Source organism: Methyloceanibacter methanicus (genome assembly GCF_001723285.1).
GTDB classification, from domain to species: Bacteria; Pseudomonadota; Alphaproteobacteria; order Rhizobiales; family Methyloligellaceae; genus Methyloceanibacter; species Methyloceanibacter methanicus.
Window position 1 is genome coordinate 430,540 of the sequence record NZ_LPWG01000011.1, and the last position, 20,388, is coordinate 450,927.

At 65.0% G+C, this 20,388-nt stretch carries 19 protein-coding genes and 1 pseudogene; 9 read left to right on the forward strand and 11 right to left on the reverse strand.

Translation table 11 applies throughout. The features are described 5' to 3' along the window. Nucleotides 1-12: 12 nt before the first annotated feature. From AUC68_RS09580 to AUC68_RS09590, 3 genes are all read right to left on the reverse strand, one after another. The gene (locus AUC68_RS09580) at nt 13-954 is read right to left on the reverse strand and encodes a D-2-hydroxyacid dehydrogenase (protein ID WP_069437408.1); all 942 of its coding nucleotides are present in this window, start codon (nt 952-954) and stop codon (nt 13-15) included. Between the two features lie 126 nt (nt 955-1,080). Beyond that, entirely contained in the window at nt 1,081-2,292 is a 1,212-nt protein-coding gene (locus tag AUC68_RS09585; RefSeq protein ID WP_069437409.1) for an aminotransferase class V-fold PLP-dependent enzyme, read from the reverse strand. Nucleotides 2,293-2,421: 129 nt separating this feature from the next. Next, nucleotides 2,422-4,128: a formate--tetrahydrofolate ligase gene (locus AUC68_RS09590; RefSeq protein WP_069437410.1), complete on the reverse strand. Its 1,707-nt coding sequence runs from the start codon at nt 4,126-4,128 to the stop codon at nt 2,422-2,424. 146 nt (nt 4,129-4,274) lie between these two features. Here AUC68_RS09590 and AUC68_RS09595 point away from each other — a divergent pair, with 146 nt between their 5' ends. Further along, nucleotides 4,275-5,534: a glycerate kinase type-2 family protein gene (locus tag AUC68_RS09595; protein WP_069437411.1), complete on the forward strand. Its 1,260-nt coding sequence runs from the start codon at nt 4,275-4,277 to the stop codon at nt 5,532-5,534. A 13-nt stretch (nt 5,535-5,547) separates the two neighbouring features. Here AUC68_RS09595 and AUC68_RS09600 read toward each other — a convergent pair whose 3' ends face one another. Both AUC68_RS09600 and AUC68_RS09605 read right to left on the reverse strand, forming a co-directional pair. Beyond that, nucleotides 5,548-5,889, reverse strand: coding sequence for a TraR/DksA family transcriptional regulator (locus tag AUC68_RS09600; RefSeq protein WP_069437412.1), 342 nt, complete (start codon nt 5,887-5,889; stop codon nt 5,548-5,550). After that, nucleotides 5,886-6,620 carry a polyamine aminopropyltransferase gene (locus AUC68_RS09605; RefSeq protein WP_069437413.1) on the reverse strand — a complete coding sequence of 245 codons (735 nt, stop codon included), beginning with the start codon at nt 6,618-6,620 and terminating at the stop codon, nt 5,886-5,888. Before AUC68_RS09605 ends, AUC68_RS09600 begins: the two co-directional genes overlap by 4 nt. Before the next feature lie 242 nt (nt 6,621-6,862). Here AUC68_RS09605 and AUC68_RS09610 point away from each other — a divergent pair, with 242 nt between their 5' ends. Then, nucleotides 6,863-7,519: a TIGR01458 family HAD-type hydrolase gene (locus AUC68_RS09610; RefSeq protein WP_342027475.1), complete on the forward strand. Its 657-nt coding sequence runs from the start codon at nt 6,863-6,865 to the stop codon at nt 7,517-7,519. A gap of 2 nt (nt 7,520-7,521) precedes the next feature. Here the strand turns inward: AUC68_RS09610 and AUC68_RS09615 are convergent, their stop codons facing one another. Continuing rightward, on the reverse strand, nt 7,522-8,115 hold the full coding sequence (locus AUC68_RS09615) for a YeeE/YedE thiosulfate transporter family protein (protein ID WP_069437414.1): 594 nt from the start codon (nt 8,113-8,115) through the stop codon (nt 7,522-7,524). A gap of 3 nt (nt 8,116-8,118) precedes the next feature. Beyond that, the gene (locus AUC68_RS09620; protein ID WP_069437415.1) at nt 8,119-8,697 is read right to left on the reverse strand and encodes a YeeE/YedE thiosulfate transporter family protein; all 579 of its coding nucleotides are present in this window, start codon (nt 8,695-8,697) and stop codon (nt 8,119-8,121) included. 377 nt (nt 8,698-9,074) lie between these two features. Between AUC68_RS09620 and AUC68_RS09625 the strand changes: the two genes are divergently transcribed. Both AUC68_RS09625 and AUC68_RS09630 read left to right on the forward strand, forming a co-directional pair. After that, nucleotides 9,075-10,178 (forward strand): D-alanyl-D-alanine carboxypeptidase family protein, encoded by a 1,104-nt coding sequence (locus tag AUC68_RS09625; protein WP_069437416.1) that lies wholly within the window; start codon nt 9,075-9,077, stop codon nt 10,176-10,178. Between the two features lies 1 nt (nt 10,179). Beyond that, complete coding sequence (locus AUC68_RS09630; RefSeq protein WP_069437417.1) at nt 10,180-10,560, forward strand: hypothetical protein; 381 nt, start codon at nt 10,180-10,182, stop codon at nt 10,558-10,560. Nucleotides 10,561-10,566: 6 nt separating this feature from the next. Here the strand turns inward: AUC68_RS09630 and AUC68_RS09635 are convergent, their stop codons facing one another. Together AUC68_RS09635 and AUC68_RS09640 are read right to left on the reverse strand one after the other, a co-directional pair. Further along, on the reverse strand, nt 10,567-11,115 hold the full coding sequence (locus tag AUC68_RS09635; protein ID WP_069437418.1) for a DUF924 family protein: 549 nt from the start codon (nt 11,113-11,115) through the stop codon (nt 10,567-10,569). Next, on the reverse strand, nt 11,112-11,804 hold the full coding sequence (locus AUC68_RS09640) for a TlpA family protein disulfide reductase (RefSeq protein ID WP_083240590.1): 693 nt from the start codon (nt 11,802-11,804) through the stop codon (nt 11,112-11,114). The genes AUC68_RS09635 and AUC68_RS09640 overlap by 4 nt, the downstream gene beginning before the upstream one ends. Before the next feature lie 57 nt (nt 11,805-11,861). Between AUC68_RS09640 and argH the strand changes: the two genes are divergently transcribed. The 5 genes and pseudogenes from argH (at nt 11,862) to AUC68_RS09665 (ending at nt 18,894) form a co-directional block, all read left to right on the forward strand. Beyond that, the gene (gene argH / locus AUC68_RS09645) at nt 11,862-13,259 is read left to right on the forward strand and encodes an argininosuccinate lyase (protein WP_069437419.1); all 1,398 of its coding nucleotides are present in this window, start codon (nt 11,862-11,864) and stop codon (nt 13,257-13,259) included. A gap of 97 nt (nt 13,260-13,356) precedes the next feature. Continuing rightward, the gene (gene lptM, locus AUC68_RS09650; RefSeq protein WP_069437420.1) at nt 13,357-13,545 is read left to right on the forward strand and encodes an LPS translocon maturation chaperone LptM; all 189 of its coding nucleotides are present in this window, start codon (nt 13,357-13,359) and stop codon (nt 13,543-13,545) included. 9 nt (nt 13,546-13,554) lie between these two features. After that, complete coding sequence (gene lysA / locus AUC68_RS09655) at nt 13,555-14,838, forward strand: diaminopimelate decarboxylase (RefSeq protein ID WP_069437421.1); 1,284 nt, start codon at nt 13,555-13,557, stop codon at nt 14,836-14,838. A 103-nt stretch (nt 14,839-14,941) separates the two neighbouring features. Beyond that, a pseudogene (locus AUC68_RS17780) lies at nt 14,942-17,646 on the forward strand (TIGR02302 family protein). Between the two features lie 141 nt (nt 17,647-17,787). Beyond that, nucleotides 17,788-18,894, forward strand: a complete 1,107-nt coding sequence (locus AUC68_RS09665) for a DUF2333 family protein (protein ID WP_069437422.1) — start codon at nt 17,788-17,790, stop codon at nt 18,892-18,894. On the opposite strand, the gene hpt is transcribed toward AUC68_RS09665, so the two are convergent. Then, complete coding sequence (hpt, locus tag AUC68_RS09670; RefSeq protein ID WP_069437423.1) at nt 18,891-19,436, reverse strand: hypoxanthine phosphoribosyltransferase; 546 nt, start codon at nt 19,434-19,436, stop codon at nt 18,891-18,893. The genes AUC68_RS09665 and hpt overlap by 4 nt on opposite strands. 50 nt (nt 19,437-19,486) lie before the next feature. Next, nucleotides 19,487-19,912, reverse strand: a complete 426-nt coding sequence (locus tag AUC68_RS09675; RefSeq protein ID WP_069437424.1) for an FxLYD domain-containing protein — start codon at nt 19,910-19,912, stop codon at nt 19,487-19,489. Nucleotides 19,913-20,388 lie beyond the last annotated feature (476 nt).

The following is a 20,388-nucleotide window of genomic DNA, read 5'->3' on the forward strand; positions in this document are numbered from 1 at the left end:
TCCCTTTACGCGTTACTCGACGACATTCTGCGGATTGCCCGCCACGAACGCGTCGATGTTGTCGATGAGTTGGTCCGCCAGGATCTGCATGGCCTCGCGGCTCGCCCACGCCACATGGGGCGTGACGATGAAGTTCGGCATCTTGAGATCGAGCAGGATGTTGCCTTCCTTCGGCGGCTCCTTCGTCAGCACGTCGAAGCCGGCGCCCGCGATCGTGCCGGCCTTCAGAGCGTCGGCGAGCGCCGCCTCGTCGACGAGACCGCCGCGCGCCGTGTTGATGAGGATCGACGTGGGCTTCATCATCTTCAGCTCCTTCGCGCCGATCATGTTTGCCGTCTCCGGCGTCAACGGGCAGTGGAGCGTGATGACGTCGCTTTCCTTCAGGACAGTCTCCAGATCGACGAGCCCATCCTGCGGAAACACGTCATAGGGCAGGATCTTCATGCCGAGACATTCGGCGCGGCTGGCCACGGCCTTGCCGATGGCCCCGTAGCCGATGACGCCCATGGTGGACCCGGCGATGTCGCGGATCGGATGATCGAAGAAGCAGAACTGATCGACCTCGGCCCAGCGGCCGTTCCGCGTATCCTCGACATAGGCCATGAGATTGCGCCGCAGCGCGAACATCAGCGCGATCACGTGCTCCGGCACGGTATTGAATGCATAGCCGCGGATATTGACGACCGTGATGCCGTTGGCCTTGCAATAAGCCTTGTCGACAACGTCCGTACCCGTCGCGGCCACCGCGATCAGCTTCAGCTTGGGAAGCTGCTTCAGGACCTCCTCGCGCATCGGCACCTTGTTGATGATGGCGATGGTGGCGTCTTTCAGACGCTCGACGATGTCCTCGGGAGTCCAAGTCGATTGGTACTCCGTATAGTTGTGCGGAAAATTGGCCTTGCGGACATCGGCGCCGACAGACTCGCGATCGAGAAAGACGATCTCGTGCTCCACTGAACCCCCCTAGCTTTTCGGCGGACGGCAACCGCCCGCGCCGTCAGTGACCTCCCCGGACCGGAATATCCTTCGCCGGATGGTGTTTCGTCCTGACCAGGCACTCACTCCTAGTGCCGGGCCCCTTTACTCCGCGGCCAGGCGCTGCTCGGCGGCGCCCATGGCGTTACGGAAATACTCTTGTGCGGCGGCCACGCCCGAACCGGGCTCGACCTCGATACCGACATCGCGCATCGACATCTCGGCTCCGGCGATGGCGCCGAGCAGCATCAGTTCATTAAGATCGCCGAGATGGCCGATACGGAAGAGCTTGCCCGCCACTTCCGAAAGCCCCGCGCCCAAGGCAAGATTGTAGCGGCGATAGGCTCTGTCTATGACGTCGGCGCCGTTGAACCCCTCGGGGACCATGATGGCGCTGACCGTGTCGGACTGCCATTGCGGCGCCTTCGCGCAGAGCGACAGGCCCCAGGCATCGACCGCGGCCCGCGTGCCGCTGGCAAGCGTGTGATGCCGGGCGAAAATGTTCTCAAGCCCTTCCTCGAACATCATCGCCAGCGACTCCCGCAAGCCGTACAGAAGCGGCAGCGCAGGCGTATACGGGAAGTAGCCGCCCGCATTGGCTTTGAAATGGTCGGCGAGGTTGAAATAGGCGCGCGTGCACTGCGCCGCGTCCATCTGCGCCAGAGCCTTCGGGCTCGCACAGACAATGCCGAGACCCGCCGGCAGCATCATGCCCTTCTGGGAACCGGCGATGGCAAGATCCACGCCCCACTCATCGAAGCGGAAGTCGATGCTGCCGATGGAGCTGACGCCATCGACATAGAGCAGCGCCGGGTGGCCAGCCGCGTCCATCGCGCGGCGCACCGCGGCAACGTCGGAGGTGACTCCCGTGGCGGTCTCGTTGTGGACCACCAGAATCCCTTTGATTTCGTGGTTCTTGTCCGCCCGCAGCGCCTCTTCGATGCGGTCCGGGTCGGCGCCCGCGCCCCACTCTTCCTCCTGGACGACCACGTCGAGCCCATGTCGGCGCGCAAGCTCGATCCACAAATGGCTGAACTGTCCGAAGCGCGGCGCGAGCAGCTTGTCGCCCGGCGAACGCGTATTGGTCAGGGCGGATTCCCAAGCGCCGGTGCCACTGGACGGGAAAATGATGACCTGGCCTTCCTTGGTCTGGAAAGACTTCTTCATGTCCTCGAAAAGCGGAATCGTCAGCTTGGGAAAGTCCGGGGACCGATGGTCCTCCATCGGCACGTGCATGGCCCGGAGAATCCGGTCCGGCACGTTGGTTGGACCCGGCACAAACAGAAAATTACGGCCCGGCCGCCTGGCTCCAGCCATGGGTTTCCTCTCCAAGGGAATTGTTGGCAGCCCAGCGCCCGCAACGGCGCCAGACCATACGACTTTCGTATGGTCGTAGCGTCCGCTCGCGCCCCTGGCAACCCTTTTGCTTCCCCGGAGAAGGCCCGGCTAGAACAATCCGGTAATCCGCCCCTCGGCGTCCATTTCGATATTGTTGGCGGCCGGAACCCGCGGCAGACCCGGCATTGTCATGATGTCTCCACAGATGACCACCACGAACTCCGCGCCGGCCGAAAGCCGCACCTCGCGGACCGGAATGGTGTGACCAAGCGGCACACCCTTGGCGTCCGGATTGGTGGTGAAGCTGTACTGGGTCTTGGCCACGCAGATGGGAAGTTTGCCGAACCCGGCCTTTTCCAGCTCGGCGAACTTGTCGCGCACCGGCTTGCCCGCGGTGATGTCCTCCGCCCCGTAGATCTCCTGGGCAATGGTCCGCGTCTTGTCCCACAAGGACATGTCGTCCGGGTAGAGCGGCGCGAAGTCCGACGGCTTGGTGTCGATGGTCTTGACCACGGACTCGGCCAGTTCCTCGGCACCCGCGCCGCCAAGCGCCCAGTGATCGGACATCACGCATTCGGTACTCGCCGTGCCGCAAAGACGCTTCAGGAGCGCAATCTCGTCGTCCGTGTCGAGCGAGAACCGGTTGACGGCCACGACCACCGGGACGTGGAACTTGCGCACATTCTCGATGTGCTTCTCAAGATTGGCGAAGCCCTTCTCCAGCGCCTCTAAATTCTCTTTCTTGAGATCGTCCTTAGCGACGCCGCCGTGCATCTTGAGCGCCCGGATCGTGGCGACGATCACCCACGCAATCGGGCTTGAGGCCGCCTTGCGGCACTTGATGTCGAAGAACTTCTCCGCACCGAGATCGGCGCCGAAACCGGCCTCCGTCACCACATAGTCGGCGAGCTTCAAGGCGGCCTTGGTGGCGATCACCGAGTTGCAGCCATGGGCGATATTGGCGAACGGACCGCCATGGATGAAGGCGGGGTTGTTCTCGAGCGTCTGCACCAGATTGGGCGCCAGCGCATCCTTCAGGAGCGCCGCCATGGCGCCGGCCGCCGAAATCTGATCCGCGGTGACGGCGTCCTTGTCGCGCGTCTGACCGACCTGTATCTGCCCCAGGCGCCGCTGGAGATCGGCCCGGTCCTTGGCCAGGCAGAAGATCGCCATAACCTCGGACGCGACGACGATGTCGAAACCCGCCTCGCGGGGGAAACCGTTGGTGACCCCGCCCAAGGAGGTCACGATCGAGCGCAACGCACGGTCGTTCATGTCGATGCCGCGGCGCCACGTCACCCGGCGGGCGTCGATATCGAGCTTGTTGCCCCAATAGATATGGTTGTCGATCATTGCGGCCAGCAGATTGTTGGCTGCGCCAATGGCGTGGAAGTCGCCGGTGAAATGAAGGTTGATGTCCTCCATCGGCACGACCTGCGCATAGCCGCCACCGGCCGCGCCGCCCTTCATGCCGAAGCACGGCCCAAGGCTCGGCTCGCGCAGGCACATGATCGCCTTCTTGCCGATCCGGTTGAGCGCATCGCCGAGACCGACCGTGGTCGTGGTCTTGCCCTCGCCGGCAGGCGTCGGCGTGATCGCGGTGACCAGGATCAGCTTGCCGTCCGGCTTGTCCTTGAGACTGTCGATGTAGTCGAGAGAGACCTTCGCTTTGTAGTGACCGTAAGGAATGAGGTCTTGCGCCTCGATCCCAAGCTTGTCCTTGGCCACATCCAGGATCGGCCGCATCGTTGCGGCCTGGCTGATCTCGATATCGGATTTTGGCTTTTTGTGTTGTTCGCTAGAGCCCTCGGCCATAATCGTCCACTCCCAGCCTCTTTAGTCTTTTGGAACACGCGAATTATCGCGAAACGGACCGGCACCGTATTCATTCGCTTGCCTTCTGGCAATCGTCTGTGCAGTTTCATCGCCTAATAACAATAGGAGGGAGCGGAGCGGAGGAGATGTCCCCAGAAGAATTGCTGAAGGCCATGTTCAAGGCCGGCGTGGACGCCGCACTGCCGTCGCTTTGCGTGCCTCCCCATCTGCCGGCTCGCCCCAAGGGGCGCACCGTCATCATCGGCGCGGGCAAGGCGTCCGGCGCATGGCGAAAGCACTGGAAGAGGTTTGGGACGGCCCTCCTCGATGGGATCGTCGTCACCCGTTACGGCTATCGGCTGCCGACGGAGCGTCTCGAAGTCGTCGAGGCCGCGCATCCCGTACCCGATGCCGCCGGCCGCGAAGCCGCGCAGCGCATCTTCAAGGCCGTGCAAGGTCTGACCGAGGACGACCTCGTTCTCGCGCTGATCTCTGGCGGCGGCTCCGCGCTGCTGGCCGCGCCCGCCGAAGGGATCTCGCTCGAGGACAAGCAGGCCGTGAACAAGGCCCTGCTCGCGAGCGGCGCGACCATCTCCGAGATGAACACGGTGCGGAAGCACCTGTCGGCCATCAAGGGCGGACGGCTCGCCCGCGCCGCCTCACCCCGCGAAGTCGTGGCACTGATGATCTCGGACGTTCCCGGCGACGATGCCTCGATCATCGCCTCGGGCCCGACCGTGCCCGACCCGTCCACCAATGCGGACGCCATCGCCATCGTCGAGAAATACGGCATCGACCTGCCGCCCGCCGTGCGGAACGTGCTCGAGACCATCGACGAGACCCCGAAGCCCGGCGACAAATGCTTCGAGCGGGTCGAGAACATCATGATCGCAACGCCGCAAGCTTCGCTCGAAGCCGCAGCGGCGGTGGCGCGCGAAGCAGGCGTGACGCCGGTCATCCTCGGCGACTCGATCGAGGGCGAGTCCCGCGACGTGGGCCTCGTGCATGCGGGCATCGCGCGCCAGGTCGCCATGCGCGGACAGCCGGTCGAGCCGCCTTGCGTGCTGATCTCCGGCGGCGAAACCACGATCACGCTGAAGGGCGACGGTAAGGGCGGCCCCAATACGGAATTCCTATTGTCGCTCGCCATCGCGCTCGATGGGCTCCCGAACGTTTATGCGCTGGCCGGCGATACCGACGGCGTCGACGGATCGGAGGACAATGCGGGCGCACTCATCTATCCGGACACGCTCAAACGTGCCGAGGCCGCCGGCATCAGCGCCAAAGCCATGCTCGCGAACAACGATCCGTACACGTTCTTTAAAGGCATCGGCGACCTGCTCGAGACCGGCCCGACCATGACCAACGTCAACGATTTGCGGCTGATCTTTATCGAGAAAGGCTAACGCAGGTCAGAGCTCAAGTCGCGCAAGTGATGCAGGTAGCGACGGTCGGATCCACGGCGAGGCGTTTCTCCGCGATCTCCTCCCCGCAGACGATGCAATAGCCATATTCGCCCTCGTCGATGCGCTTGATCGCCGCCTCGACACGCCGCGCCTCGTCATGACGCCGCCGTTCCGAGGCCACGGCCATGGCCTGGACCTGCATCGCGTCCATCCGCGAAACCCGGCCCACGGAGGTCTGGTCGAGTTCGACCGGACGACGGTTGTCGGCCGTCATTTCGCTGGCGTCGCGAAGGCTTTGCAGCCGCTCCACCAGCTCCGCCCGAAGCGCGCGCAGGTCCGCTTCCGTCTTGCTCATGCCACGGGGTCCCGTTCGGTCCGCGCCAGATACACCGTCTGGGTGAAAGGCTGGTCCTGCAGCGGATTGTGAAACGTTACGGGTTCCGCGCGCACCTCCGCGAAGATGCGGGCGAGGCGCGCCAAGAAGGCGTCGTCAGGTCGTGCGTCCGACCATAGACCGAACACCCCGCCAGGCCGAAGATGCCGGGCAAGCAAGCCCAGCCCTTCGGGCTGGTAGAACGCGCTGCTGCGGTCGTCCAGCAGCGCGTCCGGGGAATGATCGATATCGACCAGGATGGCGTCGAACAAACGCCCTGGTGCGCCGGGATCGAATCCTTCGCTTGAGGCGGCCATGGCGAAGAAGTCCCCCTCGACCAAGCGGCAGCGCGGGTCGTTTGCAAGGGCGGTTCCGAGCGGCAGTAATCCCTTCTCGTGCCATTCGATGACCGGCGCGAGGGCTTCGACGACGATCAGCGAGGCCCCCGTCGCCTCTTCCAACACGGCCTGCGCCGTGTAGCCGAGCCCGAGCCCGCCGACGACGATGTCGGGTGCGGGGCTCTCGCCCAGCGCCGCGGTCGCCAGCCGCGCCAACGCGATCTCGGAGGCGGTGAACAGGCTCGTCATCAGCGACTCGTCCCCGAGCCTGATCTCGAACACATCCACATCGAGTTTGAGGTCGCGGCGGCGGCGCAAGCTCACAGGCCCGATCGGGGTCGGACAATAATAGAGCTCTTCGAACAGGGCGCTCATGGGCGGCGGGGCTTCAGGTCAAGGGTTGCGGGCAGAGCCTTAGATTAGGGGCATCGCGCCGAAGGAGATAGGCCCCGCGACCTTAGCGCGCTTGATCGGCGCGTTCGCCCGCGCAACGCTGCGTCCATGATCCGCGGCGTACTTCTCGATCTGGCAGGCGTCGTCTACGAGGGAGACCATGTGCTCCCCGGCGCCGTGGAGGCCGTGCACCGGCTTCACGAAGCCGGCCTGCGATCCGCTTCGTGACCAACACCACGACCAAGACCAAGAAGGCATTGCTCTCCCGGCTGACCGGACTGGGACTCGAGATCGCCGATGACGAGTTGTTCACGCCCGGCCAAGCGGCGCTGGGCTGGCTCGCCGAGCATGACGCCTCGCCGCTCCTTCTGGTCCACCCCAACCTGGAAGACGAATTCGCGAGCCTCCCCGAACGCGGGACGCGTGCGGTCGTTGTCGGCGATGCCGGTCAAGCCTTCGGCTACGAGAACCTGAACCATGCCTTCCGTTCACTGATCGGTGATGCGGCGTTCCTCGCGCTCGCAAAGAACCGCACCTTCATGGACGAGGATGGCCGGCTGAGCCTCGATGCCGGGGCCTTCGTCACGGCCCTGGAATACGCAAGCGGGAAGCAGGCGATCGTGCTCGGCAAACCCTCGCCCGATTTCTTCCATGCCGCACTCGCCAGCATGGGGTGCGCGCCGGAGGATGCCGTGATGGTCGGGGACGACGCGGAGTCCGACGTCGCGGGCGCCCTCAAGGCCGGTTTGTCGGGCGCGATCCTGGTGCGGACCGGCAAGTTCCGGGAGGGCGACGAGGCCCGCTTCGAACCGCGCCCGACGGCGACGGTCGAGGATCTCGCGGTCGCAGCCGCTTGGATCCTCGACAACCGCGCCGTTTGACGTCACTCGGCAGGGGCCGACATCGTGCGCCCATCGCCAAGCCGGGCGGGAAGGACCCAGGCCACGACAATGAGCGCCACACCGATCGCAAGACCAAGCCACTCGCCCGACATCGCGCCGAGTATGGACGGATAATCGGTGCCGGCCACCGGGGCGAGCGTCGCGTCGCCGCCGGCAATTTTCGTGAACAGATCCGTACCGGCGATGCCGCCATAGGCCAGCATATAGGCGCCCGCCCCGACGAGCCCGCCAAGGACGAAGAAGACCGCGTCGATGCGCCCTGTCGCCATGGCCGTGAGGCCCGTGCCCGGGCAATAGCCCGCCACGGCGAAGCCGACGCCAAGCAGGAGGCCGCCCAGGAAGACCCCGTAATAAGCCGTCTTCACCGACAGATGCCCGGGATCGACGAGACCCAGCAGGAGCCCGCCGAAAAGGAGGATCGATGCGACCCCGATACCGGTGAGGATCGTCTTCATCAGATGCAGGTCCGTAAGGTTCAGCATGCGGATGATGTAGCCGGGATTGGTCGCCCCGACCCGATCGAGCGCGAAGCCGAACGCCGCACCGAGCAGAATCGCAAGAAGAACGGTGGTCATGGCTCAGCCCTCCTTCGAAAACAGATAGACGGCCAGCGGGATGCCGGCGAGGAAGGCGCCCGCGGCGAACATGTAGCCCGAAAGCGATGTTTGCATCATGCCGCTCATCATGTGGCCGGAGGTGCAGCCGCCCGCGAGCCGCGCACCGAACAGAACAAGAAATCCGGCGATGAACGTCGCCGCGTAGCGTCTCCACACCGAGTCGCCGAAATTGGCGCGCCAGACCTGCGGCATCGCGCGTTCGCTCTTGGGCACGCCGCCACGCAGGAGCGCGGACATGAGCGCGCCGGCCATCATCGCGATGACGAACACGAAACCGTAGTTCAGCGGGTTTGCGACGCTCTTGGCATACTTCCCACCGCTCTTGTCGAGATAGGCGTTGGGACTGGTGAAGCCGCTCTTGGCCTCCTCGGAAGGGACCACGACGGAGGCATCGACTGCATCCCAAAGAATGCCGTCGAAAATGACGAATTGCGTGGAGACGCCAATTGGCTTCACCAGCAACACCGCGGCGAAAAAGACCAACCCGAGAAGAAGACCGCCGGCCTTCCAGGGCAGTGGAACCTGTTGCCAGGAGGTCATCGCTTCAACTCCTTATATTAGACGTTGCTAATAAGTTAGTGCAGCTAACGCCCTTGCGCATGTGAAATCCTTGACCCCAATCAAAAACCTTCGGAAGCGGCCATTTTGGTGCGGAATTGGCGTGTTTTGGCGCCCCACCGGGTTGCGAAACCGTCTCGGCGCGTTAGTGTGGCCCCGGGCGCTCCGGTACATCGGTTCGGGAATCCCGTGGGGAGCGCCTGTCACGGAAGAGTCGAATTTGCGTGTGAAATAGGGCGGATGGCTCACACCGTGGGCATCGCATCGTGCCGGGAAACGCCGCGCGCACGGCGGACCGGGCGCCACGCGGTCAACGCGATAGTGGTCAGCGCCGCCAGGATCGAAGGGGAACGATATCCATGCTGAGGCGTGCCTTTCTTAGCCTTTTCGCCGCATTCGCCCTTTTGGCGCCGGTGACCGCCACAGCCAGCCCTGCCCTCGTCTTCGAACCCTATAACGGCACCGTTTTCTATGCCGAGGATCCCGACACGCTGTGGTTCCCGGCCTCGCTCACAAAGATGATGACCGCCTATGTCGCCTTTCACGCGCTTCGAAACGGCGAGGTCAAACCCGACACACCGGCGATCGTGACCAAGAACGCGCTTGCCGAGCCGCCGACCAAGCTCGGCCTTCCCCTCGGCACGTCGATTCCGCTCGAGACGGCGATCCGCGTGATCATCGTGAAGTCCGCAAACGATGTCGCCGTCATGGTGGCGGAAACCGTCGGCGGGTCGGTGGAGGGCTTCGTCGAGCGCATGAACGAGGCGGCAAAACGTCTGGGCATGACGAGCACTCAATTCGCCAACCCGCACGGGCTCCCCAACGAGCAGCAATATACGACCGCGCGGGATCTCGCCCGCCTCGCCCGCGCCCTCATCATCGAGTTTCCGGAATATGCCGACATCTTCGCGATGACGTCGGTCAGCGTCGGCAAGCTGCAACTCCGCACCCATAACGGTCTGCTCCGCACCTTCAACGGCGCCGACGGGATGAAGACCGGGTTCATCTGCGATTCCGGCTTCAACATCGTGGTGAGCGCCACCCGGGACGGGCGCAAGCTCGTGGCCGTCGTGCTTGGTGAGCCGTCGACCCGCGTGCGCAACGCCCGCGCCGCCCAGTTGCTCGAGAACGGATTCAAACGCTATTTCTGGAAGTCGCTTTTCGGCACCAGCCTCAACGGTCTCGCGCAGCCGGCCGAGCGGGAGGACAAGCCCGCTCATCTGCGCGCGGTCATTTGCGGTCCGCGGCCGACGACCCGAAAATCGGAGGTGACGCCGGATCTATTCCGCCTCGATGCGCCGGTCACCCAGCTTGCGGATCTGCCGACACCGCCGCACCCGCTCAACTGCGCCCGACATCGTGACGGCCCGGATCACTCTTCTCACTCTCGCGGCCCTGGCCTGCGTCTTGGGCGTGCTCGCGCCGCAAGCGGCCTTGGCCCTTACGGCGGAGTTCCCCGATGAGATGGCCGAGACCGTGGCCGAGGCCGCGGAGCGATGCCGGAAACTGGACGGCGTGCCGGACACCGCCAAGATCCTGCAAAGCGACGATTTGAACGGCGACGGCCGCCCCGATTGGATCGCCGATTACAGCAAGCTCGTGTGCAAGAAGGCGAGCAATCCGGCCTGCGGTCCGAATGGATGCCTGATGCAGCTCTATTATTGGAGCGGCGACGACTGGGAGAAGGTCTTCGAGGACTTCGTGAAGGGCTACAAGTTCTCGACCAGCGGCCCGTCGCGCTTGATGCATGTCACGACCTACGGCCTGCCCTGCAACAGGCCGGCGAACGAAACCTGCAACTACACCTATCGCCTGGACAAAGAGGCGCTCACGCCCGTCCGCTAGCCGGACCTAGAACGACGAGCCGGGCTCGTTCAGGAACGCGCGTTCCGCTGGGGTCGAGGCACGGCCGAGGATGGCGTTCCGGTGCGGGAAGCGGCCGAACCGCCTGATAATCTCATAGTGCCGGACGGCAAAATCGAGATTGTTCGCGTTTCCCAGGCTCTCGAAGAGTTCGAGAGACCGGTGCTGGTCCTCCAAATTCTCCGCATGTTGAAACGGCATGTAGAGGAAGGCGCGCTGCTCCGGCGGCAGGTCCCTGTCCGCGCCGGCCGCAATGGCATCCTTCGCGAGCGCCAAGGCCTTCTCATCGGTCCGAAAGGCCTCTGGCGTGCCGCGATGGATGTTGCGGGGAAACTGGTCGAGCACGAGGATCGCGGCGAGCCTGCCTTGCGGAGACCCGAGCCAATCGCCGGACACCGCTTCGCTCAGCGTCTCGTAAACCTGACCGAACCGGCGCGCGATTTCCGCATCGACTTCAGAAGGCGCCCCGTACCACGCGTCCGGGGAGAGCGTTTGAAACCAGTAGCCGATCACCTCGCCATGCTCGACAGGCGTCATTTCGGGTCGCTTTGGGCTGCGCCGATCGCCGCTTGAATCAGCGCCTTGGCTTCCGGCGCGGCCCAGTTGGCGGGCCCCACCAAGCGGCCCATCTCCTTGCCCTCCGGGTCCAGCAGCAAGGTCGTCGGCATGCCGACGGCCTTGAGTCTCGCGAACAGCTTTCCGGTCGGATCGTAATGGGGCCGGAGATCGGTCACGCCCGTCTCGGTCAGGAACTTCTCGGCCTTCTCGGGACCGCCCTTGTCGATATTGATCGCCACCACTTCGAAGCCATCGCCGCCAAGCTCTGACTGCAGCGCGTTCAGCTGCGGCATCTCCTCCCGGCAGGGGACGCACCACGTGGCCCAAATGTTCAGGAGCACCACCTTGCCCTTCAGATCGGCCGATGTCTGCTTGTCGCCTCCCGGCCCTTCGAAGGCGAAGACGGGCACGTCGAGCGGCTCGGGCCGCACCACGAAGGCCGTCATCGCGCCCGAATTGAGCCCTTTGAGCGGACCTTCCCCTGTGGTTTCGCCCGCACCGGGGGCAGGCTTTGCCGCGGATCTTGCGCCGTCCTGTGCGTCCGAACGATTGTCAGACGGGGTGGAAAGCCAATATACCGTGCCGAACCCGGCGAGAAGTGCGACCGCGACCGCGATCGCATATGTGGCCGGGGACGTCGTGGGCTTGTTTTTCTTGGAGCTGTTCACGTCGTTCTCTTCGAACTCGAGCTCTTGGAGCTCGCCTAAGCTTCAGACCGGACCATCATGACCAACACTATGTGGGGCGGCCGCTTCGCCTCTAGCCCCTCCGAGATCATGGAGGACATAAATGCCTCCATCGATTTCGACAAGCGGCTCTGGCGGCATGATATCGAAGCCTCGAAGGCGCATGTCGCCATGCTCGAAGCGACCGGCATCCTTGCGACTGAAGAGACCGCCAAGATCACCGAGGGTCTCGACCAAATCCTGGCCGAGATCGAGGCCGGAACCTTCAAATTCTCGCGAGCGCTGGAAGACATCCACCTCAATGTCGAGAACCGTCTGAAGGAGATCGTCGGCCCAGTGGCCGGCAAGCTTCACACGGCCCGGTCCCGCAACGACCAGGTGGCCACCGACTTCAAGCTCTACGTGCGCGACGAGATCGGCCTCATCGAGGCGGGGCTCGCGCAGCTTCAGCTTGCCCTGTCAATGCGCGCCCTCGAGGAAGCGGCGACGGTCATGCCGGGATTCACCCATTTGCAGACCGCCCAGCCCATCACCTTCGGCCATCATTGTCTGGCCTATGTGGAGATGTTCGCCCGGGACCGGGGCCGGTTCGCAGACGCCGCCAAGCGGCTGAACGAGTGTCCGCTGGGCGCGGCGGCCCTGGCCGGCACCAGTTTCCCCATCGACAGGCATCACACGGCCAAGGCGCTTCAGTTCGACCGGCCGACCGCGAACTCCCTCGATTCGGTCTCGGACCGGGACTTCGCGCTCGAAACGCTGGCGGCGGCCGCGATTGCCGCCGTCCATCTGTCCCGCCTGGCCGAAGAAATCGTGCTGTGGACGTCGCCCCAGTTCGGTTTTGCCCGGTTATCGGACTCCTTCTCGACCGGGTCCTCGATCATGCCCCAGAAGCGGAACCCGGACGCGGCCGAACTCGTGCGGGCCAAGACAGGCCGCATCGCCGGCGCTTTTCAGGCCCTGCTGATGGTGATGAAGGGGCTACCTTTGGCTTACGCGAAGGACATGCAGGAGGACAAGGAGCCCGTCTTCGATGCGCTCGACGCCCTGAAACTGGGGATTGCCGCGCTCACGGGCATGATTTCGGACCTCGCGATCAACGCCAAGGCCATGAAGAAGGCCGCCGGGAGCGAGTATTCCACGGCGACGGACCTCGCCGACTGGCTGGTGCAAACCCTCGATATTCCGTTTCGGGAGGCCCACCACATCACTGGCAGCATCGTCGCCCTGGCGGAGAAAAAAGGCATCGACCTCAAGAGGTTGCAGCTTTCGGACCTGCAAGGCGCCGAACCCCGGATCACCGAGGACGTGTTCAGCGTCCTCGACCCGGCCCGGTCGGCGAAAAGCCGCAAGAGCTTCGGGGGAACGGCCCCGTCCAACGTGCGGCGCGAGGCCAAACGCTGGATAAAGCGTTTGGAGAAGGACGGCGTCTCGCGATAAAACAATGTCAGGAAAGGCTCGTAAGAAGCCTTATGACGACGGGACATCGCAGGCGGGACATCGCAAGACAGGGTCGGACCCTAAAGGGATGGTATCGATGAGAAGCGCATCGCGCATTCTCTTGTCATTGGCGCTTGTTTTCGCCGTTGGCCTGTCGGCTTGCGGGCGCCGCGGCTCGCTCGACCGGCCGCAGGCCAATTATCCCGAGGTGGAAGCCGACCCCTCCACCAAGCAGCAGAAATCCCCGGATCGCCGCATCCCGATCCTCGACGATATCATCCACTAGCGTCATCCCATGCACCATTTCGCCTACCGGCGTGGCGTGTCTGAGGCCAACGTGCTCCACGCCGAGGACATAGACCTTTGCGCCTTGGCCGCCGATGTCGGAACGCCGTTCTATTGCTATTCCACCGCCACTTTCGAGCGGCATATCGGCGTCTTCGCCGAGGCCTTCGCCGCGCGGCCCGACACGCTCGTCTGCTACGCCATCAAGGCCAATTCCAATCTCGGCGTCTTGGCGACTCTCGCCAAGCACGGCGCCGGCATGGACGTCGTGTCCGAAGGCGAACTCCGCCGCGCCCTGGCCGTCGGTGTCCCCGGCGAGCGCGTGGTCTTTTCCGGCGTCGGCAAGACCGAGACCGAGATGGCCTTCGCGCTGGACGCCGGCATTTTCGCGTTCAACGTCGAGTCCGAGCCCGAGCTTCACGCGCTGAGCCGGGTCGCCGCCGCGAAGGGGGCGACCGCGCGTATCGCCTTCCGCGTGAACCCCGATGTGGACGCGGGCACGCATCACAAGATTTCGACCGGGAAGGCGGAGAACAAGTTCGGCATCCCCTTCGAGGCAGCGCCCGCGCTGTACCGGCAGGCGACCGAGCTTCCGGGCATCCGGCCGGCCGGCATTCATATGCACATTGGCAGCCAGATCACGGACCTCGCACCCTTCGCCAACGCCTTCGCTCTGCTGAAGGAGCTGGTGGCGACCTTGCGCGCGGAAGGACTGGGGATTGAGTTCGTCAATCTCGGTGGAGGCCTCGGGATCCCCTATCGGGACGACGAGCCGGACCCGCCGCTGCCAACCGACTATGCGCGGCTCGTCAACAAGGCTATGGGCGATCTCGACGTCCGCCTTCTGTTCGAGCCCGGGCGCATGATCGCCGGCAATGCGGGAATCCTCGTGACTCGGGTGCTCTACGTGAAGACCGCGCCGGAAAAGACCTTCACCATCGTGGACGCGGCCATGAACGACTTGATCCGGCCGACGCTCTACGAGGCCTATCACCGGATACTGCCCGTCGTCGAACCGAGCCCCGATGCGGGCACGCGCATCACCGACGTGGTGGGACCTGTTTGCGAGACGGGCGACTATCTCGCTCTCGCGCGGCCCCTGCCCCCGCTCAACCCGGGCGACCTCATCGCCGTCATGACGGCGGGCGCCTACGGCGCGGTTCAGGCCTCACAGTACAACAGCCGCCTGCTTGTGCCCGAAGTGCTCGTCTCGGGCGCGGACTACTGCGTAACCCGTCCCCGCAGCACCTACGAAGAAATGCTCGCCGCCGAGCGTCTCCCCGATTGGCTCTGAGGCCCCTTTCCCCGGCCATGCCGCGATTTCGCCGGTTTGGCCGGAGAATGTTACGGGGATGTAACCTGGGCTCCGCGCCCGTCTATGCTAGATGTTCGAGATCATGGCGAGACCGTCCCGCTCGAGAGATGCCGCAAATCCCGCCCCCGCGCCGGACACGCTGAAGCGCCGCTTCGAGCGGCGGGTCCGGCTGAGCTGGCTTGCGCTCCTGGCCGAGCGTGCGTTCGAGGCTCTGCTTTGGCCCTTTGTCGTGGTCTGCGCCTTCCTGGTTTTCACGCTGCTGGGCGGCTGGAGCCTGCTCCCTGCGATCGTCCATCGCATCCTGCTCGGCGTCTTCCTCATCGCGTTCCTGATCGCGCTGGTGCCGCTCTGGCGCATCGCCGTTCCGACGCGCAGCGAAGCGCTGCGGCGGCTCGAGCGCGATTCGGGCATCGCGCACCGGCCCGCCTCATCCTACGAGGACACGCTCGAAGCCACACCCGGCTCGGCGCCCGCCCAGCTTTGGGCCCTGCACCGGAAGCGCCTCGCGCGCCTGGTCGCACGGCTCAAACCCTCATGGCCCAAGCCGCGGGCGGATCGCGACGACCCCTATGCCATCCGTGCCGCCCTGGTCCTGGCGCTGGTCGCCGCGTTCTTCGCCGCCGGCAGCGATGCGGGCTCGCGCCTCAAATCCGCGTTCCTGCCGGCCGCGTCCGCCTCGACGCAGCTTGTGCGGCTCGACGCGTGGATCACGCCGCCCGTCTACACGGGCATGGCCCCTGTCGTCCTCGCCGACGGCACCGAACAAGTCGGCCGCGGCTCGGAGACTTTTCGGGCTCTGTCGGTGCCTGTCCGCAGCCAGCTGATCGTCCGCGCCCACGCGCCCGACGGCGAGAGCGTGACCCTCACGCTGGCGGACGAGGACGGGAAATCCAGAACGATCGAGCCCAAGGACGGCGCCGCGGCGGGCCTTATGGAGTTCACGCCGGGCTCATGAACCGCGACCGCGGACTTGCGCGTCGGCGGATCGACGGTGGCGCAGTGGCAGCTCTCGATGATCGAGGACACGGCACCACGGATCAACCTCCTCGAAGCCCCCACGGCCATGCCGCGCGGCGCCTTGCGGCTGGAATACGGCGCGCTTGACGATTACGGCGTCGCCAGCGCCGAGGCCCGGTTCGCGCTGGCTGAGGGTCAGATGCCCGAAGCGCCGAACGATATCGCCATCGAAGAAGAGACGGACCTCGCCGAGGTCGAGCCCCTGTTCGGCCCCCCCGTGATGTCGCTGCAACTGCCGCGGGCCAACGCCAAGAAGGTCGAAGGCCGGGCGACTCAGGACCTGACCTCGCATCCTTGGGCGGGGCTCAAAGTCATCATGACGCTCGCCGCACGCGACCAAGCCGACCAGGTCGGCACCAGCGAACCCTATCCGCTGGTCATGCCGGCCCGCCACTTCACCAAGCCGTTGGCCAAGGCCGTGATCGAACAGCGCCGGGCCTTGGTGCTCGACCCCAATCAGCTGCCGCGCGTTGCACGTGCGTTGGATGCGCTGACCATCGGCGATGAAAAGGTCATCCAGGATCGGGTGGTCTATCTGTCGTTGCGCAACGCCTATTGGCGCCTCAACAACGACCGCTCGCTCGATTCGGTGAAGACCGTTGTGGAGCAGCTTTGGTCCACGGCACTGCGTATCGAAGAAGGCGATCTTCCCAAGGCCGAGCGCGACCTGAGGACCGCGCAAGACGCCCTCATGAAGGCCCTGCGGGAGAATGCACCGGCGGAGGAGATCAAGCAGCGCATCGAAGAGTTGCGCGCGGCGCTGTCGCGCTATCTGCAAGCTCTTGCGGCCCAGGAGAACGAACAGGCCGAGATGGCCGGTCAGCCCCCGCAGAACCGGGACGACATCGTCTCCGAGCAAGACCTCGACAAGATGCTCGAGAGCATCAAGGACTCGCCGAGTCCGGCTCGAAGGACATGGCCGAGAAGATGCTGTCGGAGTTGAACGACATTCTCGACCGGCTGCAGGCGAACAATATTCCGCGCACCGAGCAACAGCAGAAGGCGCAGGAAATGATGCGGGATCTCGACGAGGTCGCGTCCGATCAGCAGGAGCTGTTGGACGACACCTTCGCAGAGAAGCGCAAGCAGCGCCAAGGCCAGGGCCAGGGCCGCAACCAGAACCAGCAATTCGATGTCAGCCCGCCCGGATCACCCATGGGCTTCGGCGACGCCATGTCGCCCCTCATGGATCAGATGCCACAAGGCGGACAGGCCGGCGCACGCGCGCAAGGCCAGTCCGGACGGCAAGGCGATGCGCCCGGCGGCGGGCAAGAGCAGCTCGGTCAGCAACAGCAGCAAGGGGCGCAAGGCAGCCTGCAGGAACGCCAGCAAGCGCTGCGCGAGAAGCTGCAAGAGCTGATCGAACGCATGCGCCAGGCCGGCGGCGAACCGCCCGAACAGTTCGAAGGTGCGCAGGAGGCCATGGGCGAGGCCGAGCAGGCCATCGGCGAGAAGAACTACGACCGCGCGGCGCAGAACCAGAGCCTGGCGCTCGACCGGATGCGCGAGGGCACCGAGTCCATGGCCCAGCAGATGATGGCGCAGGGCGAGATGGAAGGCGGTCAGGGACCCGGCTCGAACGGGCGCGATCCGCTGGGGCGGCCGGACCGGTCCAACCGTCCGGACCTTGGTCTGTCGGTTGCCGTGCCCGACGAGATCGACATCCAGAAGGCGCGGGAGGTCTTGGACGAGCTGCGCCGGCGCATCGGCGACCCCACGCGGTCCACGCTCGAGCTCGACTACCTGGAGCGCCTCATTCGCTCCTTCTAAGGCTCGAAATCACAGCACCCGCAACGCGACTTCGATGCCTTCCAGTCCCCTGCAAAATTTTGGGCCCGGCGTCAGACAACTGACATCCGGCGCCTTATATGTCTGAGCAACATTCCTCTCGCGTCAGGAGACGGCCGCCCCATGCTGAAGTCCATTCTCGATACAATCGCGAAGCCCTTCGTTTGGCTCGGCGGCGTATTCGCCCGCCTCGGTGCCATCTTGAGGGTGGTGCTCGGCATCGTCCTGGCCGTTCTGCTCGTGTTGTACGGCATCTTTTTCTGGAACACGCAGGTCTGGAACGACTTCGATCCCGACTACGCCGAGGCCTATGCGACCGCGACCAGCACGGCCGGCGATGTCCCCGAGCCGAGCGGCGGCATCGTCAGCGACGATGCGGACAAGAACGCGACCGCGGCTGATAAGACCCCCGACAAGACCTGCCGGCGTTCGATGATCGTCCGCGCGGCTGCGGACCTGACCGATTTCAATGTCAACCAGAACGGCTGGATCTCCTCCATGCTGCTATACAAGATGGGCTTGTTCGGCATCCCGTGGCAGTCGACGCCGTTCTTCGACAACAAGGCCGCCTTCCAGCAAGGCGCGCATCAAGCCGTCGGCCGCACCGCCGTCGAACTGGTGGACACCTTGGGCCGCGTCCGCGGCACCTCCGAGCCCGACAAGGATCTGCAGAAAGCGCGCAGCGACCTCCAATACAACGAGTTCTATTGGTATTGGTCGTTCAGTCCTTTCGGCCCCAAGACGCCGAGCCCCGCCGTCTACCGCTCCGCGATCAAGAGCTTCAACAAATACAACGAACGGCTTCAGTCGTGTGACGCCCTGTTCGACGCCCGCGCCGACAATCTGCTCGAATTCCTGGACCGGATCGCAAGAGATATCGGCGGGACATCCGCGACGCTGCGCGAGCGCTCGGAGAACTACAATAGCGGCTGGTTCGACACGCGCGCCGACGATCGTTTCTGGTTCGCTTACGGTCAACTATACGCCTATTACGGCATCCTCACCGCGGCCCGCGCGGACTTCGAGGACGTGATCCGGGAGCGTCGCCTGGAAGCCATTTGGGACGAGTTGGAGAGCCAGCTGCGCGCTTCGCTCAACATCTCGCCGTTCATCATCTCCAACGGCGCGGAAGCCGGCTGGATCATGCCCTCGCACCTGGCGACGCTCGGGTTCTACATCTTGCGGGTGCGCTCGAACCTGGTGGAGATCCGCACGATCCTGGACCGCTAGGCGCCCGGTTCGACGATGCCGATGAACGGCAGTTCGCGATAGCGGTTGCTGAGGTCCATGCCGTAGCCGACCACAAACCGGTCGGGACATTCGAAGCCGGTAAAGTCCGCGGCGACCGCTTCGGTCCGCCGGGCCTTCTTGTCGAGAAGAACGCAGCTGCGCACGGAGCGCGCGCCCCGCGCGGCAAGCCGTTCCTTGGCGAAAAGCAGAGTGCGGCCGGAATCGAGAATGTCGTCGACGATGACCACGTCGCGGCCCGCGATGTCCGACTCGACGTCGCGCAGGACCTCGACGGGACCGCCCGTCGTCCCATTGCCGTAGCTTGCGAGAAAGACGAAGTCGATCTCGGGCGTCAGCCCGTGGGCGTGCAGCGCCCGGATCAGATCGGCCACGAAGATGAAACTACCCTTCAGCACCGCGACGACCAGCGGCTCGCGCAACGCGCACGCGGCGATCGCGCCGGCCAGAGCATCGACGCGCGCGGCAATCGTCTCCGCACTGAAGAGCACCGCGATGTGATCTGACGCGGGCGGTTCCGCCATGCCAAACCTGCCCTGCCTCACTTGCGCGAAAGCGCCGGGCCGATCGCGCCCTAGCCCGCCTTCGCGAACCGCACCTTCAGACTGCGCACATTGCTGGGCGGCGCCGGAATCTGCTTCAGGAACGGCGCATCCTCGTCGGGCGCGAGCTCGGCGGCCCCCACCTCCGTGGTCCATTCGGAGATTTCCTCTCCATTCTCGTCGCGCAGGACGATGATCACGGTCGGGACGCTCATCGCGGACGAACTGGTGTTCCGTACGCTGCCCTGAACCTCGAGCACGTTCTGGCCGCCGCTATTGGTCCAGCCATAGCGCACGCCTTCGAACTGGAGCCCCTGGGCGCCGGCCTGCATGCCGAACATCGAGTACAGATGCGACGCGCCCGGAAGGATCGACACCGTGGTCTGTGGCGCGAGGAAGAACAGGCCGAGCACCCCAAGGACGATCACGCCGAGAATGCCCCAGCCGATCGCAACCACCGGCGGCTTCTTCTTGCTCGGCGCGTTCGCGGTCGCCAGAGACTCGCCAAAGGCTCGGCGGCGAGGTTTGCACCGGACGCGGCGGGACCATCGTCCATCCCCGGGAACGTCGCGTCGAACGAAGCATCGGCGTCGGACGGGGGCGGGCCCTCCAGCGGCGCCTGCCCGGGCGGCGGCGCCATCTCCGGCGGGGGCGCGGCCTTGGCCGGCTTCGACTTGCCCATGAGCTTGCCGAAGAGTCCGCCTTTGGCTCCGGCGTCGGGTTCCGGTGGCGCCGGCGCACGACACCCGCTTGGCCGGCGGGCGGACCGCCCGCGCTGAGATCGGGACCTGGCGGTGCGGCAGGAGGCATTTCCGGCGTCGGCGCCTGAGGCGGCGCTTGCGGCGGCACGGGCATACCGTGAGGCGCGGGGGCCGCTTGCGGCGGCGGTGCCGGCGCGCGCGGCGAGAGGCGGTGGCGGCGCGGACGGTGGTGC

Excerpts from the sequence above, each read along its gene's own strand:
- argH (WP_069437419.1), top strand. The coding sequence starts at position 11,862 with ATGACCAACACTATGTGGGGCGGCCGCTTCGCCTCTAGCCCCTCCGAG.
- AUC68_RS09620 (WP_069437415.1), bottom strand. The coding sequence starts at position 8,697 with ATGACCTCCTGGCAACAGGTTCCACTGCCCTGGAAGGCCGGCGGTCTT.
- AUC68_RS09630 (WP_069437417.1), top strand. The coding sequence starts at position 10,180 with ATGGCCGAGACCGTGGCCGAGGCCGCGGAGCGATGCCGGAAACTGGAC.
- AUC68_RS09595 (WP_069437411.1), top strand. The coding sequence starts at position 4,275 with ATGTCCCCAGAAGAATTGCTGAAGGCCATGTTCAAGGCCGGCGTGGAC.
- AUC68_RS09635 (WP_069437418.1), bottom strand. The coding sequence starts at position 11,115 with ATGACGCCTGTCGAGCATGGCGAGGTGATCGGCTACTGGTTTCAAACG.
- lptM (WP_069437420.1), top strand. The coding sequence starts at position 13,357 with ATGAGAAGCGCATCGCGCATTCTCTTGTCATTGGCGCTTGTTTTCGCC.
- AUC68_RS09590 (WP_069437410.1), bottom strand. The coding sequence starts at position 4,128 with ATGGCCGAGGGCTCTAGCGAACAACACAAAAAGCCAAAATCCGATATC.
- AUC68_RS09665 (WP_069437422.1), top strand. The coding sequence starts at position 17,788 with ATGCTGAAGTCCATTCTCGATACAATCGCGAAGCCCTTCGTTTGGCTC.
- hpt (WP_069437423.1), bottom strand. The coding sequence starts at position 19,436 with ATGGCGGAACCGCCCGCGTCAGATCACATCGCGGTGCTCTTCAGTGCG.
- lysA (WP_069437421.1), top strand. The coding sequence starts at position 13,555 with ATGCACCATTTCGCCTACCGGCGTGGCGTGTCTGAGGCCAACGTGCTC.
- AUC68_RS09615 (WP_069437414.1), bottom strand. The coding sequence starts at position 8,115 with ATGACCACCGTTCTTCTTGCGATTCTGCTCGGTGCGGCGTTCGGCTTC.
- AUC68_RS09600 (WP_069437412.1), bottom strand. The coding sequence starts at position 5,889 with ATGAGCAAGACGGAAGCGGACCTGCGCGCGCTTCGGGCGGAGCTGGTG.
- AUC68_RS09605 (WP_069437413.1), bottom strand. The coding sequence starts at position 6,620 with ATGAGCGCCCTGTTCGAAGAGCTCTATTATTGTCCGACCCCGATCGGG.
- AUC68_RS09625 (WP_069437416.1), top strand. The coding sequence starts at position 9,075 with ATGCTGAGGCGTGCCTTTCTTAGCCTTTTCGCCGCATTCGCCCTTTTG.
- AUC68_RS09585 (WP_069437409.1), bottom strand. The coding sequence starts at position 2,292 with ATGGCTGGAGCCAGGCGGCCGGGCCGTAATTTTCTGTTTGTGCCGGGT.